Here is a 13,621-nt window from a genome sequence, read left to right as displayed (position 1 = left end):
GATTGCTCAGCAGCGTCAGCACCGCCCGCTGGCACTTCAGCTCTGCGTCATTCGAGCCTCGGGCGCTTGGGTAAATGATGCGGAGCCTGGTTTTGCTGCCCCAGGTCCTGCCCCTGCATAAGTGCTTCCAGCGTGTCCAGCATTTTTCCGGGACTCGGCTCATTGTTAACAATCGCTCTCAGCTGACTCCGCTCATGACTGTCTGCCTCGCCGTATTGACCGAGAAACCGCCAGACACGCCCCTGCAAAAGGGGGTACTCGACAAGAAATTCAGGCGTACGCGTCAGTTTCCGCATCCCGACCAATATGTCGTTGTCAGTAACGCCCAAGCCGTCCCACAGCGCCCTTCTCGTAGTTATTTCCTTCGCCGACACATTTGACGGCAGATTTCGCAGCCACAGGTCTACCGAGTGGTCAGTACTTTCTGCTCCCAGCCAAAAGTCGGTGCCTGTCCACACGCGCGCATGTATCAGCCGGCGAAGGGAAACCGGATCCGTTATAGGATTGCCGCTGAGATTGAAGCCCGCTCTAAGTTCGACGGTTTCCGGGATCGAGGCAATTCGATTGTTCGCCAGATTCAATATTCTGCGGGGAACCTGTGAGGTGATGCCCTCGGGAAATCTGTCCAACCGTGTATTGGATAGATCAAGCTCCTGCAGCGCAGACATTGTTTTGAGCGAAGGCCCGATAGCAAGCGGGTTATCACCCAGTCTCAATACTTCCAGCCTCGACGACCCATTGTTGGTGTGAAGCCCGAAAGGGAGCAGGCGTATTCCACTTCCTGTCAGATCCAGCACACGCAGTTCGCTCATCGCGGTGACGTCAACTGCAGCTTGCAAAATATCGATCTGGTCCCGGTTTGGCACCGGGAAGCGCAACGGACCAGCTCCCCCTGTCGCCGCGGCCCTCTGTGTGTCAGCAATCCGCAAAACCTGCAGCCTGGTCATGCCTCTCACAGAAAACCCGGCCTGAAATTCACAGTCTTGCAGACTCAGCTCTCGTAAACGGGGAAGTTTGGCCAATTGCTCGGCGAAGCGATGATCCACACTGAGCCTGGAGTAATCCTCCGCATCCGGAGCAGTCCCGAAACCTCTTCTGGTGATTTGCTGACTTGTGACCGTCAGACTTTCAATGTTGGGAAACTGCGCAAAAAATACCTCCGGGTTCAGCGGTGCATATCCTCTTAAGGTAAGAGAAACAACCGATTTGAACTTCAATGAAAGCAGCTTATCGACCGGCCATAGCGTGAGATTGAGATCCAGCTTGAAACCCGATAGCCGTCCATCGCCGTAGACCCGCTGATCAGGCACGCCTTGCCAGCTGTACACCTGGCGTAGCCTGCGCCACATGTCAAACGCCTCAGTTATCTCATGGCCCTTTACAGCGTGATTTTCATGGTACGGGATGCTCACGCGTTCACTGTCAAGTTGTGCAAGTCCATGCTGGATTCGCTTGAGTTCAAGCTCAGCCACATCCTTGTCATCGAACCGGGCAATAAACCCATCCGCGTCCTGATCGGTCGCTTCGGGCAAATATTTCCTGACCTGCTCCCGGGTGGTGGGCTCTACGATCGCGCGCGGACGCCAAAGGCCGCTATCGGGATTGCGCAACAGCACCGGGCCTGAAGCAAACAACTCGCTTGGTCGGCGAGCGCGGTACAGTCCCGTTTCTGGATCCTGAGCAACAAGAGCGAGATCAACGCCGCCTTCCGACAGGTCAACGTATGGACGCCCGTTGATCATCCGCACTCCCTCACTGTTGACGGGCGGGAGCAACGCAATGGGAGTGGTCACATAATCATTCAGCGACAGCTGTGGCGCGGGAAGGTGAACGTCAGCGGAACCGACGTGAACCACGACGGCCGGAGGTTCAGTAATGGCATCCGTGCCGGAAGGTCCCGCTCTGGGCACAGGCTCGAGTGGCACGCCTGGATCGAAGCCTCTGGCGCCTGAATGACCAGGGAGCGAAGTGTCAACGTCCGCGGGCCGGTTGGGGTTGCTGCGGGCATCCGCATCAGCACGGGAGCGGCCCCCGCGCGTTGGTTTTACTGGCATGTTTCCTCCTTGAAAAGCCGCCCCCGGGCACTCGGGCCGGGGCGACACTTTTCGGCATCCTGCCGATTTGAATGGAGGGCGGACGATAGCCTGAGCTGGAATTGAAGTGGAGCGGAAAGGCAGACTGTGGCAGTAGGAAATACCGCCAGCAAACGTGGGAGAACGCAAAGGACGGTGCCAGTCAGTGCATTTGCAAGCGGATCTCCAGGCGCCAGCGGTCATCGACCTGGCTGCCCGCCCAGTCACCCTGCAGCGGTCGCGCTGCCAGCACCGTGAGTAACAACCCACCGTCACTTTTACGCGTACGCCAGTTCACGTCCTTGCCGTTGAGCTTGAGCTGGCCCTTCTGCGCACGGCCCTCGGCCTGAAACAACAGTGCGACGGTGCCATCGATGATTTCACCATGCAGCTTCGGTTCATTGTTGAACCAGACGACCAGGCCGCCGTCAGTGACCTCGACCTGTTCCAGCACGCTTGGATCCGGCGTGGTCAGGCGGCCGATCATCAAACCGATCATCAAACCGAAAATTGCCAGCGAACCGATCACGCGCGGGAATAGTTTCGAACGCGGGTCTGCTTGCGGCGTAGAATGCGCGTCATCTTTACCTTCGGAGCCGTGCATGTTTCACGTCATCCTTTTTCAACCAGAAATTCCGCCGAATACCGGCAACGTTATCAGGCTGTGCGCCAACAGTGGCTGCCACCTGCATTTGATCGAACCGCTGGGCTTCGAAATGGACGACAAGCGCTTGCGCCGCGCCGGTCTCGATTATCACGAATACGCCACCCTGCAGCGTCATCCTGACCTGGCCACGTGCCTGGAAAGCCTGGGCAACCCACGGTTGTTCGCGTTCACCACTAAAGGTTCGCGGCCATTTCATGATGCCGCGTTTGTGCCCGGCGATGCGTTTTTGTTCGGCCCGGAAAGCCGTGGCCTGCCGGCGGACTTGCTCGATGCCCTGCCCGCCGAACAGCGTCTGCGTCTGCCGATGCGTGAGGGCTGCCGCAGTCTGAACCTGTCCAACACCGTGGCCGTCGCCGTCTACGAAGCCTGGCGTCAGAACGACTTCAAGTAACCGCACATAATAAATGTGGGAGCGGGCTTGCTCGCGATTACGGAGTGCCAGTCAACATTGATGTTGCTGATAAACCGCTTTCGCGAGCAGGCTCGCTCCCACATGGGATGTTGCTGAACCGTTTATTGAACGGTCGGAGTCTCGCCGCTTTCCTGCATGCGCTGCAGCTCTTGCGCGTACAGGGCGTCGAAGTTCACCGGGGCGAGCATCAGCGCCGGGAATGAACCACGAGTCACGAGGCTGTCCAGGGTTTCGCGGGCGTACGGGAACAGGATGTTCGGGCAGAACGCACCCAGAGTGTGACTCATCGAAGCCGCGTCGAGGTTCTTGATCAGGAAGATACCGGCCTGTTGCACTTCAGCGATGAAGGCGACTTCTTCACCGTTCTTCACGGTCACCGACAGGGTCAGCACGACTTCGTAGAAATCGCCTTCCAGCGCCTTCTGACGGGTGTTCAGATCCAGACCGACCGCCGGGTCCCATTGCTGGCGAAAGATCGCCGGGCTTTTCGGGGCTTCGAAGGACAGGTCGCGTACGTAGATGCGCTGCAAGGAGAATTGCGGTGCGGTTTCTTCTTCGCTGGCTGCAGTGTTCTGTTGGTCAGTCATCTCAGATCCTTATCGATCTTGGGTCTTTTTAGGGAGTGCTGTACGTGGGTGCAGCCGTTCAGGCCTTGAGCAGCGCATCGAGTTTGCCGGCGCGCTCCAGGGCGTATAACTCATCACAACCGCCGACATGGGTGTCGCCGATCCAGATCTGCGGCACGGATGTGCGCCCGGCCTTTTTGGTCATTTCGGCGCGCAGCTGCGGCTTGCCATCGACCTTGATCTCTGTGAAGGCCACGCCTTTGTTCTCGAGCAGGTACTTGGCTCGCGAGCAGTAGGGGCAGTAATCGCTGGAGTAGACGATGACTTGGCTCATATCACTTCACCAGCGGCAGGTTGTCGCCTTTCCAGCTGGAAATCCCGCCGGACAGCTTGGCGGCGGTGAAGCCGGATTTCATCAGCTCGCGGGCGTGGGTACCGGCGGTCTGGCCGAGGGCGTCGACCAGAATGATGGTCTTGGCCTTGTGCTTCTCCAGCTCGCCGACGCGGGCGGCCAGTTTGTCTTGCGGAATGTTCACTGCACCGACGATGTGGCCAGCGGCGTAATCCTTGGCCGGACGGATGTCCACCACCACGCCTGCATCTTTATTGACCAGTGCGGTCAGCTCGCCGGTGCTCAGGCTTTTACCGCCGCCCTGCATCGTGTGCGCCAGCAGCAGAGCCAGCAGAACGACGAAGATACCGACAAGAATGTAGTGGTTAGTGGCAAATTCAATCAGGTGAGCAACCATCGAAAGAGGTTCCAGGGCGTTAAAATGTCGGCCAGTATACACAGCCACTATGGTCGGCCAAACCCCGTCCGGCGGTGACGCGGTCGGAACTTCGCTTTAAACTCCAACTCCGTTTTCCATTGCCCTCTTCTTTATCAGCCACGAGTGGATTCCATGACGACGACGCCTAAACCTTTGGTCCTGATGATTCTCGACGGCTTCGGTCACAGTGACAGCCCCGAATCCAATGCCGTGTTCGCGGCGAAGAAACCCGTGCTGGATCGTCTGTGGGCCACCGTGCCGAACGGCTTGATCTCGGGCAGCGGCATGGACGTCGGCCTGCCGGATGGCCAGATGGGCAACTCCGAAGTCGGTCACATGAACCTCGGCGCCGGGCGTGTGGTGTATCAGGATTTCACCCGCGTGACCAAAGCGATCCGCGACGGCGAGTTCTTCGAAAATCCGACCATCTGCGCCGCAGTGGACAAGGCCGTCGCCGCTGGCAAAGCTGTGCACTTCATGGGTCTGCTGTCCGATGGCGGTGTGCACAGCCATCAGGATCACCTGATCGCCATGGCCGAACTGGCCTTCAAGCGCGGCGCCGAAAAAATCTACCTGCACGCCTTCCTCGATGGCCGCGATACGCCGCCGAAAAGTGCAGCCTCGTCGATCGAACTGCTCGACGCTACGTTCCAGGCACTCGGCAAGGGCCGCATCGCCAGCATTATCGGCCGCTACTTCGCCATGGACCGTGACAACCGCTGGGATCGCGTCGCCCAGGCCTACAACCTGATCGTCGACGGCAACGGCGAATTCAACGCCGCCACCGCTCAGGAAGGTCTTGAGGCCGCCTACGCCCGCGGCGAGAGCGACGAGTTCGTCAAGGCCACTTCCATCGGCGAGCCGGTGAAGGTCGAAGACGGCGACGCCGTGGTCTTCATGAACTTCCGTGCCGACCGCGCCCGTGAGCTGACTCGGGTGTTCGTCGAAGACAACTTCAAGGAATTCGAGCGCGCCCGTCAGCCGAAACTGGCCGGTTTTGTCATGCTTACCCAGTACGCCGCCAGCATTCCGGCACCGTCGGCTTTCGCCGCTGGAAGCCTGGAAAATGTGCTCGGCGATTACCTGGCGAAAAACGGCAAGACCCAGCTGCGCATCGCTGAAACCGAGAAGTACGCCCACGTCACCTTCTTCTTCTCCGGCGGTCGCGAAGAGCCGTTCCCGGGCGAAGAGCGCATCCTGATTCCGTCGCCGAAAGTCGCTACCTACGATTTGCAGCCGGAAATGAGCGCACCGGAAGTCACCGACCGCATCGTCGACGCCATCGAAAACCAGCGTTACGACGTGATCGTGGTCAACTACGCCAACGGTGACATGGTCGGCCACAGCGGGGTGTTCGACGCAGCGGTCAAAGCCGTCGAGTGCCTGGACACCTGCGTCGGTCGCATCGTTGAAGCGCTGGAAAAAGTCGGCGGCGAAGCGCTGATCACGGCTGACCATGGCAACGTCGAGCAAATGGCTGACGAATCCACCGGTCAGGCGCACACCGCGCACACTACCGAGCCGGTGCCGTTCATCTACGTCGGCAAGCGCGACCTGAAAGTGCGCGAAGGCGGCGTGCTGGCGGACGTGGCACCGACCATGCTGATGCTTCTGGGCCTGGAAAAACCGGCGGAGATGACCGGTACCTCAATCCTCGTTTAATCACTGATAATCCCTGTGGGAGCGAGCCTGCTCGCGAAAACGCTTGATCAGACGACATTGATGTTGCCTGACCCGCCGCTTTCGCGAGCAGGCTCGCTCCCACATGGGGTTTGTGGTGTTTTTCTGTCCGGTTATCACACAGCCCCAATTGGGCGTTTTTTTTGCAGCCTCGGGCGGGCATACTAGGCCGTCCCTTACCCTGGTGCCGCCCGCCCCTATGCTTCGCGTCCTGATTGCCCTTGCTCTGACCTGTCTGCTCCAGCCGGCCTTCGCCGACGAGCGCGCGCAAACCCAACAGCAGTTGGACGCCACGCGTCAGGATATTGCCGAGTTGAAAAAGCTCCTGGGCAAACTGCAGGAAGAAAAATCCGGCGTGCAGAAAGAGCTCAAGGGCACTGAAACCGAGATGGGCAAACTGCAGAAGCAGGTCGATGCCCTGCAGAAAGAGCTGCAGAAAAGCGAATCCGAGCTGCAGCGGCTCGATGCAGAGAAAAAAAAACTCCAGAGCGCGCGTACTGAACAGCAGCGATTGATCGCCATTCAGGCTCGAGCGGCTTATCAGAACGGTCGCCAGGAATACCTCAAACTGCTGCTCAACCAGCAGAATCCCGAGAAGTTCGCCCGCACCCTCACCTATTATGATTACCTGAGCCAGGCGCGCCTCGAGCAGTTGAAGAACTTCAACGAAACCCTGCGCCAACTGGCCAATGTCGAAAAAGACATCGGCCTGCAGCAAGCGCAGTTACTGGTGCAGAAAAGCAGCCTCGACACCCAGCGTGAAGAACTCGAGAAAGTCCGCAAGGAGCGCCAGCAGGTTCTCGCCAGGCTCAATGACGACGTGAAAGCCCGCGACCAGAAACTCGCCGCGCGCGAGCAGGATCAGGCAGACCTGTCTAAAGTCCTTAAAACCATTGAAGAAACCCTGGCTCGCCAGGCTCGTGAGGCAGAAGAAGCGCGACAGAAAGCGCTGCTCGCCCAGCAGGAAGCAGAAAAAAAGCGTTTGCGTGAGGCGCAGGCTGACACCAGCGACGCCCCACGAAAACCTGCCAGATCAAGCCCCGGCGCGCTGGTATCGAGCAGTGGTGAGACCTTTGGTGGCCCATTTGCTGCAACCCGGGGAAAACTTCCGTGGCCGGTTGATGGTCGATTACTCGCACGCTTCGGTGAAAGCCGCGGCGACGATGCCCGTACCAAATGGGATGGCGTGATGATCAGCGCCTCCGCCGGCAGTCAGGTGCACGCCGTACACGGCGGGCGCGTGGTGTTTGCCGACTGGCTGCGCGGGGCCGGGTTGCTGGTGATCCTCGATCACGGCAACGGTTTTCTGAGTCTTTACGGTCACAACCAGACGCTGCTCAAGTCGGCAGGTGATGTGGTCAAGGCTGGCGAGTCGATCTCCACTGTCGGTAACAGTGGCGGTCAGGACACGCCAGCGCTGTATTTCGCAATTCGTCAGCAGGGTCACCCGAGTGACCCGGCGCAATGGTGCCGTGCGCAAGGATAAGCACGGTATCTAATTCAGGAGTTCGTTCGACATGCTGCATTTGTCCCGCCTTACCTCGCTGGCCCTGACGATCGCCCTGGTGATCGGCGCGCCTCTGGCGTTCGCCGCGCAACCGGCCCCGACCGTCGCTCCGGCAGGCACTGCCGCGACCGCCAAGGCGCCTTTGCCGCTGGAAGAGTTGCGCACCTTCGCCGAGGTCATGGACCGGATCAAGGCCGCGTATGTCGAGCCCGTGGACGACAAGACCCTGCTGGAAAACGCGATCAAGGGCATGCTCAGCAACCTCGATCCGCATTCGGCCTACCTTGGCCCGGAAGACTTCACCGAGTTGCAGGAGAGCACCAGCGGCGAATTCGGCGGCCTGGGTATCGAAGTCGGCGCTGAAGACGGCTTCATCAAAGTCGTCTCGCCGATCGATGACACGCCGGCCTCGAAGGCCGGCATCCAGGCGGGTGACTTCATCGTCAAGATCAATGGCCAACCGACACGCGGGCAGACGATGACCGAAGCCGTCGACAAGATGCGCGGCAAGATCGGCCAGAAAATCACCCTGACCCTGGTTCGCGACGGCGGCACGCCGTTCGACGTGACCCTGGCGCGGGCGGTAATTCAGGTGAAGAGCGTCAAGGCGCAACTGCTGGAGTCGGGCTACGGCTATATCCGCATCACCCAGTTCCAGGTCAAGACCGGCGAGGAAGTCTCCAAGTCCCTGGCCAAGCTGCGCAAGGACAACGGCAAGAAGCTCAACGGCATCATTCTCGACCTGCGCAACAACCCGGGCGGCGTGCTGCAATCAGCAGTGGAAGTGGTCGATCACTTCATCACCAAAGGCCTGATCGTCTATACCAAGGGCCGCATCGCCAATTCCGAACTGCGCTTCTCCGCAACCGGCAAAGACGAAAGCGAAGCGGTGCCGATGGTTGTGCTGATCAACGGTGGCAGCGCCTCGGCCTCGGAAATCGTCGCCGGCGCCCTGCAGGATCAAAAACGCGCCGTGGTCATGGGCACCACCAGTTTCGGTAAAGGCTCGGTGCAAACCGTACTGCCGCTGAATAATGACCGTGCGCTGAAAATCACCACCGCGCTGTACTTCACCCCGAACGGCCGTTCGATCCAGGCCCAGGGCATCGTGCCGGACATCGAAGTGCGCCGCGCGAAGATCACCAACGAAGCCGACAGCGAATACTTCAAGGAAGCCGACCTGCAAGGCCACCTGGGCAACGGCAACGGCGGCGCCGACAAACCGAGCGGTTCCGGCGGCAAGGCCAAAGCGATGCCGCAGGATGACGATTACCAATTGGCCCAGGCCCTGAGCCTGCTCAAAGGGCTGAGCATCACCTCCGGCCGTTGAGGATGTTGTTGCGTTTCGTCTGCATTCTGTTGTGCTGTCTGGCGGGTGCGGCGCAAGCAGAGCCCGTCAGTCCGTCGCCGCACAAGGCCTACCTGACACTGATCATCGATGACCTGGGGCAGAACCTGCCCCGGGATCGTCGGGTGCTCGCCCTGCCCGGCCCGGTCACGGCGGCGATCATGCCGGACACCCCGCACGCCACCGAGTTTGCCCGCGAGGCCCATCGCGCCGGCAAGATCGTCATCCTGCACATGCCGATGGACCCGGCCACCGGGCCGTATGCCTGGCACCCCGAACTGCCCATCGAAGAACTGCAGAAACGCCTCGATGCCGCGTTCGAAAAAGTACCGTTTACCGCTGGCATCAACAATCACATGGGCAGCCGCATGACCGCGCAGCCGGCCGCGATGGCGTGGCTGATGGGCGAACTGCAGCGTCGCCACAAGTTCTTCGTCGACAGCCGTACCAGCGCTCAGACTGTGGCTGCGCAACAGGCGCAGAAAATCGATCTGGCCAGTGTCTCGCGGGATGTATTCCTCGATGACGAGCGTACCGAAGCGGCCATTGCCACTCAGCTACAGACCGCGATCGCGTTGGCGCGCAAGCAGGGTTCAGCGGTGATGATCGGCCATCCGTATCCGCAGACACTGGCCGTGCTGGAGCGAGAGTTGCCCAGACTCAAGGCTCAGGGCATCGACTGGATCGACATCAGACAGATGATCAGCGTGCGCAGCAACCGCGCCATGGCCGGTCACGGCAAAGACGGCGTTTACCGGTAACACCCTGTCACGTTGCAATACATAGTTACCACCGCACGCCCCGCCCCGTTCCGGATAGTGAGACCTGCTACAGGTCGCGGCTCCTTTGAGTCGCTTTCAACTATCAGGAGTGCCCATGACAAGCAACGCCCCGATTACCCCGCCCTTTGGGCGAACTGAACCGATCCGGATCGATAACCTGTTGATCAGCTTCACAACAGAATTTCTGCGCATCTGGGATACCACCGGTCTGTCGGCCAGACCCGCGTCGTTCTGGCGCCCGACCCCGGCTCCCGACGCGCTGCCCGGTTATTTCCCCTTGGGCGATGTCGTCACCAGAGGCCTGGGCAACATCAATGGCGAACGAGTGGTGGCAGTGGCTAGCGAAGCAGACTTTGTAAGCAGTGATCCCACCAAAGGCAGGGCACTACGGCGTCCTGATGATTACGAGCTGGTGTGGAAGGATTCCGGGTCAGGTTCAAAAAGAGATCTGTCGATCTGGCGACCGCTGCCTCCCGAAGGCTACGTGGCGCTGGGGTCGGTGTGCTCGAATGATCATGAGAAACCGTCGCTCAACGCTGTTCGCTGCGTTCGCGCAGACCTGGTGATCGCGTCGAATACCACCGATCTGATCTGGGACGACAAGGGCAGCAAGGCCCGGCAGCGCGTCAGCACCTGGAGTGCTGTTCCTCCAGCCGCTTTATCGGGCGAGGTCTACCTGGCATCGGGCAGTTTCTTCAGCTTGAGTGACTACACCAGGCCGGCCAGTTTCCCGGTCTACTGCTTGCGCTTGCAGATTGGACTGCAGCTCTACACACGCCCATCGCCACCCGTACTGTGCGGGGAAACGCCGACACCTGTAGATCAAGCGGACGAGCCTTCTTCCACAGCCGTTCTCCCCTGGTTCACGGTCAAGGATCCACGCTACACCGCCGTCGAACAATTACGTCACTCGCCCTTCTATCTGCTGGAACGCAAGGATCAGTACATCCTCGTCGGTCATGCACGTAACAGTGGCATCGACAGCCAGATATTCAGATGGACTGCCCCTCGTGCTCAGCGTACTGCCGGCTTGCGAACATTCACCCAGGCTACTGGCGTCGAATTCGGCGCCCAATGGCAAACCGATCAGCACAACGCTGTGATGTTTTCCGCGCGACTGGGCCATGATTTCACTCAATGCGAAATACACTCGAACGAATGGCTCAATTCGACGGCGATCGAAGTGGTTGCGGTGGTGGACAAAAACAGATCCGTGGCAGCCTACCTGGCGCAGAGCGACTACAGACTGGTGCGCGCAGACGGCACCTCAGTGACGGAGGTCTTCAGCTACACCGATGGTAGTAGTCTGCATATCAGCCAGTACTCGCCCACCGAGCCTGAGATCGTTGTCGTGGCGGAACCTGAGGCGGTCGACGAGCCGGTTGTGCAGCCGTCTGTGCAAGAGAACGAAATCAGCATCCCGCTGCCCGAACCGGATCAGTCCGCCGCTACAGATAGCGCGCCATGATTTCATCGACCACGCCTTCCTTGCGCAGTTGATCCAACGCGGCCTGAAGCCTGGCGACGACTTCATCGGAGACATCCTTGTTCAGCGCCAGGTACAGCTCGGCGCTGTTGAAGCGCAGCACAGTCTTCAGGCCGGTCACGCCATCCTGCCGGGCCAGATAACGGCCGGCAGGATCACCCGTTGCCCATAGATCGATCTGGCCGTTGACCAGTTTCTTCGCGTTATCCTGATCGCGCAGCACGACCACAGGCTTGAGGCCCTGTTTAGTCAACGTCTGGGCAATCGCATCGCCCTTGTAGGCACCGATCCTGTATTTGCGCGCATCATTGAGGGTGTCGAGGGTGATTTTGCTGTCAGCCTTGGCCAGCAGAATCCAGTCGTCGGGACCGATCGGGCCGACCCACTTGAAGAGCTTTTCCCGATCAGGCAGGCGCGCCATGACGAAAGCGCCGTACCCGGGATTTTCCAGAGCGAGTTTGTAGACGCGTTCCCAAGGGAAACGCAGGGTCAGGCTGTAGGTGAGGCCGGCACGCTGGAACATCTCGCGAACGATGTCGGTGGCAATGCCGTTGATGTTATCGCCCTGGGCGAAATTCTTGCCGTTCTTCGCCATGTTGTACGGCGGGAAGTTTTCGGTGAGCAGCACCAGATCGGTATCGGGACTGTTCTCGGCCCGGGCGTTGCTGATGAGCAAAAATGCGGCACTGGCGAGTACAACAAGCAGGCGTTTGATCATGTCGGGCTACCGGAATCCATGGCGTGCCCAAGAGTGCCTTGGGGACGCCATGCTGTCCACTGGCCTGTACGGTTTAGCGCATCACGATCCCGCGCTTGGCCATGTAGGCCTTGGCTTCCTGCACCGTGTATTCGCCAAAATGAAAAATACTCGCCGCCAGCACTGCACTGGCGTGACCTTCGAGAATGCCGTCAGCCAGATGCTGCAGGTTGCCGACGCCACCGGAGGCGATCACCGGAATCCCCAATGCGTCGCTGATCGCGCGGGTGACACCGAGGTCGAAGCCATTTTTCATGCCGTCCTGATCCATGCTGGTCAGCAGAATTTCCCCGGCCCCAAGGCCTTCCATTTTCTTCGCCCACTCGACCGCGTCGAGACCGGTCGGCTTGCGTCCGCCGTGGGTGAAAATTTCCCAGCGCGGGGTTTCGCCAGGGCCGGAAACTTTCTTGGCGTCGATGGCGACGACGATGCATTGCGAGCCGAAATGCTGCGCCGCTTCACCGACGAACTCCGGGTTGAACACCGCAGCGGTGTTGATCGACACCTTGTCGGCACCGGCATTGAGCAGGTTGCGGATGTCCTGCACGGTGCGCACGCCACCACCGACGGTCAGCGGGATGAACACCTGGCTGGCCATGCGTTCGACGGTATGCAGCGTGGTGTCGCGGCCATCAACGCTGGCGGTGATATCGAGAAAGGTAATCTCGTCGGCACCCTGCTCGTCGTAACGACGGGCGATTTCCACCGGGTCACCGGCGTCACGGATGTTCTCGAACTTGACACCTTTGACGACCCGGCCGTTGTCCACGTCCAGGCAAGGGATGATGCGTTTGGCCAGCGCCATGGTCAGTCCTCAGCCTTGGTACGAATCGCAGAAAGCTTGCGCTTCGGCGACATCGAGAGTGCCTTCGTAGATCGCCCGGCCGGTGATGGCGCCGATGATGCCCGGTGCCTTGGCGTCGAGCAGCGATTTGATGTCACCCAGATTGTGGATGCCGCCGGAAGCGATCACCGGGATCCTGGTGGCGGCGGCCAGCGCGGCGGTGAACGGAACGTTGCAGCCCTGCATCATGCCGTCTTTGGCGATGTCGGTATAAACGATGGCGGACACGCCGTCGGCTTCGAACTGTTTGGCCAGATCAATCACTTGCACGGTGCTGATTTCCGCCCAGCCATCAGTGGCGACGAAACCGTCCTTGGCATCCAGGCCAACGATGATCTTGCCCGGAAAGGCGCGGCAGGCTTGCGCGACGAACGCCGGATCCTTTACGGCTTTGGTGCCGATGATCACGTAGCTCACGCCCGCCCTGACGTAGTGCTCGATGGTTTCCAGTGAACGGATGCCACCGCCGATCTGGATTGGCAGGGTCGGGTAGCGCTTGGCGATCGCGGTGACCACTTCGCCGTTGACCGGCTGGCCTTCGAACGCGCCGTTCAGGTCGACCAGATGCAGACGGCGGCAACCGCCCTCCACCCACTTGGCAGCCATGCTCACCGGGTCATCGGAGAACACCGTGGAATCTTCCATGCGGCCCTGGCGCAGACGTACGCAGGCACCGTCCTTGAGATCGATAGCGGGAATAATCAGCATGCTTTTTCCTTCGTCAAAAGAG

Annotated in this window: 14 protein-coding genes; 6 read left to right on the top strand and 8 right to left on the bottom strand. The window is 59.9% G+C overall.

Going from position 1 to position 13,621, the window contains the following annotated elements; genetic code table 11:
• Nucleotides 1-47: 47 nt before the first annotated feature.
• A complete protein-coding gene (locus tag VNV36_RS12305; protein ID WP_325717986.1) occupies nucleotides 48-1,742 on the bottom strand; it encodes a leucine-rich repeat domain-containing protein in 1,695 nt (564 codons plus the stop codon).
• A 493-nt stretch (nucleotides 1,743-2,235) separates the two neighbouring features.
• On the bottom strand, nucleotides 2,236-2,676 hold the full coding sequence (locus VNV36_RS12300; RefSeq protein ID WP_325717985.1) for a hypothetical protein: 441 nt from the start codon (nucleotides 2,674-2,676) through the stop codon (nucleotides 2,236-2,238).
• On the opposite strand from VNV36_RS12300, the gene trmL reads away from it, so the two are divergent.
• Entirely contained in the window at nucleotides 2,675-3,130 is a 456-nt protein-coding gene (gene trmL, locus VNV36_RS12295; protein WP_325717984.1) for a tRNA (uridine(34)/cytosine(34)/5-carboxymethylaminomethyluridine(34)-2'-O)-methyltransferase TrmL, read from the top strand. The genes VNV36_RS12300 and trmL overlap by 2 nt on opposite strands.
• Nucleotides 3,131-3,252: 122 nt before the next feature.
• Here trmL and secB read toward each other — a convergent pair whose 3' ends face one another.
• Genes secB through VNV36_RS12280 form a run of 3 tightly spaced genes read right to left on the bottom strand, consistent with a single transcriptional unit; the run spans nucleotide 3,253 to nucleotide 4,466 of the window.
• Nucleotides 3,253-3,738, bottom strand: coding sequence for a protein-export chaperone SecB (gene secB / locus VNV36_RS12290; protein ID WP_016772114.1), 486 nt, complete (start codon nucleotides 3,736-3,738; stop codon nucleotides 3,253-3,255).
• A gap of 58 nt (nucleotides 3,739-3,796) precedes the next feature.
• Nucleotides 3,797-4,051 carry a glutaredoxin 3 gene (gene grxC / locus VNV36_RS12285; protein WP_325717983.1) on the bottom strand — a complete coding sequence of 85 codons (255 nt, stop codon included), beginning with the start codon at nucleotides 4,049-4,051 and terminating at the stop codon, nucleotides 3,797-3,799.
• Nucleotide 4,052: 1 nt separating this feature from the next.
• The gene (locus tag VNV36_RS12280; protein ID WP_016772116.1) at nucleotides 4,053-4,466 is read right to left on the bottom strand and encodes a rhodanese-like domain-containing protein; all 414 of its coding nucleotides are present in this window, start codon (nucleotides 4,464-4,466) and stop codon (nucleotides 4,053-4,055) included.
• Nucleotides 4,467-4,619: 153 nt separating this feature from the next.
• On the opposite strand from VNV36_RS12280, the gene gpmI reads away from it, so the two are divergent.
• The 5 genes from gpmI (at nucleotide 4,620) to VNV36_RS12255 (ending at nucleotide 11,272) form a co-directional block, all read left to right on the top strand.
• The gene (gene gpmI, locus VNV36_RS12275) at nucleotides 4,620-6,149 is read left to right on the top strand and encodes a 2,3-bisphosphoglycerate-independent phosphoglycerate mutase (protein WP_325717982.1); all 1,530 of its coding nucleotides are present in this window, start codon (nucleotides 4,620-4,622) and stop codon (nucleotides 6,147-6,149) included.
• A 217-nt stretch (nucleotides 6,150-6,366) separates the two neighbouring features.
• Nucleotides 6,367-7,653 carry a murein hydrolase activator EnvC family protein gene (locus VNV36_RS12270; protein WP_325717981.1) on the top strand — a complete coding sequence of 429 codons (1,287 nt, stop codon included), beginning with the start codon at nucleotides 6,367-6,369 and terminating at the stop codon, nucleotides 7,651-7,653.
• A 31-nt stretch (nucleotides 7,654-7,684) separates the two neighbouring features.
• Nucleotides 7,685-9,004, top strand: coding sequence for a S41 family peptidase (locus VNV36_RS12265; RefSeq protein WP_325717980.1), 1,320 nt, complete (start codon nucleotides 7,685-7,687; stop codon nucleotides 9,002-9,004).
• Between the two features lie 2 nt (nucleotides 9,005-9,006).
• Nucleotides 9,007-9,783, top strand: a complete 777-nt coding sequence (locus VNV36_RS12260) for a divergent polysaccharide deacetylase family protein (protein ID WP_325717979.1) — start codon at nucleotides 9,007-9,009, stop codon at nucleotides 9,781-9,783.
• A 115-nt stretch (nucleotides 9,784-9,898) separates the two neighbouring features.
• On the top strand, nucleotides 9,899-11,272 hold the full coding sequence (locus VNV36_RS12255) for a Vps62-related protein (protein ID WP_325717978.1): 1,374 nt from the start codon (nucleotides 9,899-9,901) through the stop codon (nucleotides 11,270-11,272).
• Here the strand turns inward: VNV36_RS12255 and VNV36_RS12250 are convergent.
• From VNV36_RS12250 to hisA, 3 genes are all read right to left on the bottom strand, one after another.
• Nucleotides 11,253-12,008 carry a substrate-binding periplasmic protein gene (locus VNV36_RS12250; protein ID WP_325717977.1) on the bottom strand — a complete coding sequence of 252 codons (756 nt, stop codon included), beginning with the start codon at nucleotides 12,006-12,008 and terminating at the stop codon, nucleotides 11,253-11,255. The genes VNV36_RS12255 and VNV36_RS12250 overlap by 20 nt on opposite strands.
• 73 nt (nucleotides 12,009-12,081) lie before the next feature.
• Nucleotides 12,082-12,852, bottom strand: coding sequence for an imidazole glycerol phosphate synthase subunit HisF (hisF, locus tag VNV36_RS12245; protein WP_007909211.1), 771 nt, complete (start codon nucleotides 12,850-12,852; stop codon nucleotides 12,082-12,084).
• 9 nt (nucleotides 12,853-12,861) lie between these two features.
• Entirely contained in the window at nucleotides 12,862-13,599 is a 738-nt protein-coding gene (gene hisA / locus VNV36_RS12240; RefSeq protein ID WP_325717976.1) for a 1-(5-phosphoribosyl)-5-[(5-phosphoribosylamino)methylideneamino]imidazole-4-carboxamide isomerase, read from the bottom strand.
• Nucleotides 13,600-13,621: the final 22 nt, after the last annotated feature.

It is taken from the genome of Pseudomonas sp. (assembly GCF_035554175.1).
Taxonomy (GTDB): domain Bacteria; phylum Pseudomonadota; class Gammaproteobacteria; order Pseudomonadales; family Pseudomonadaceae; genus Aquipseudomonas.
This window is presented reverse-complemented; position numbering and strand designations above follow the sequence as displayed.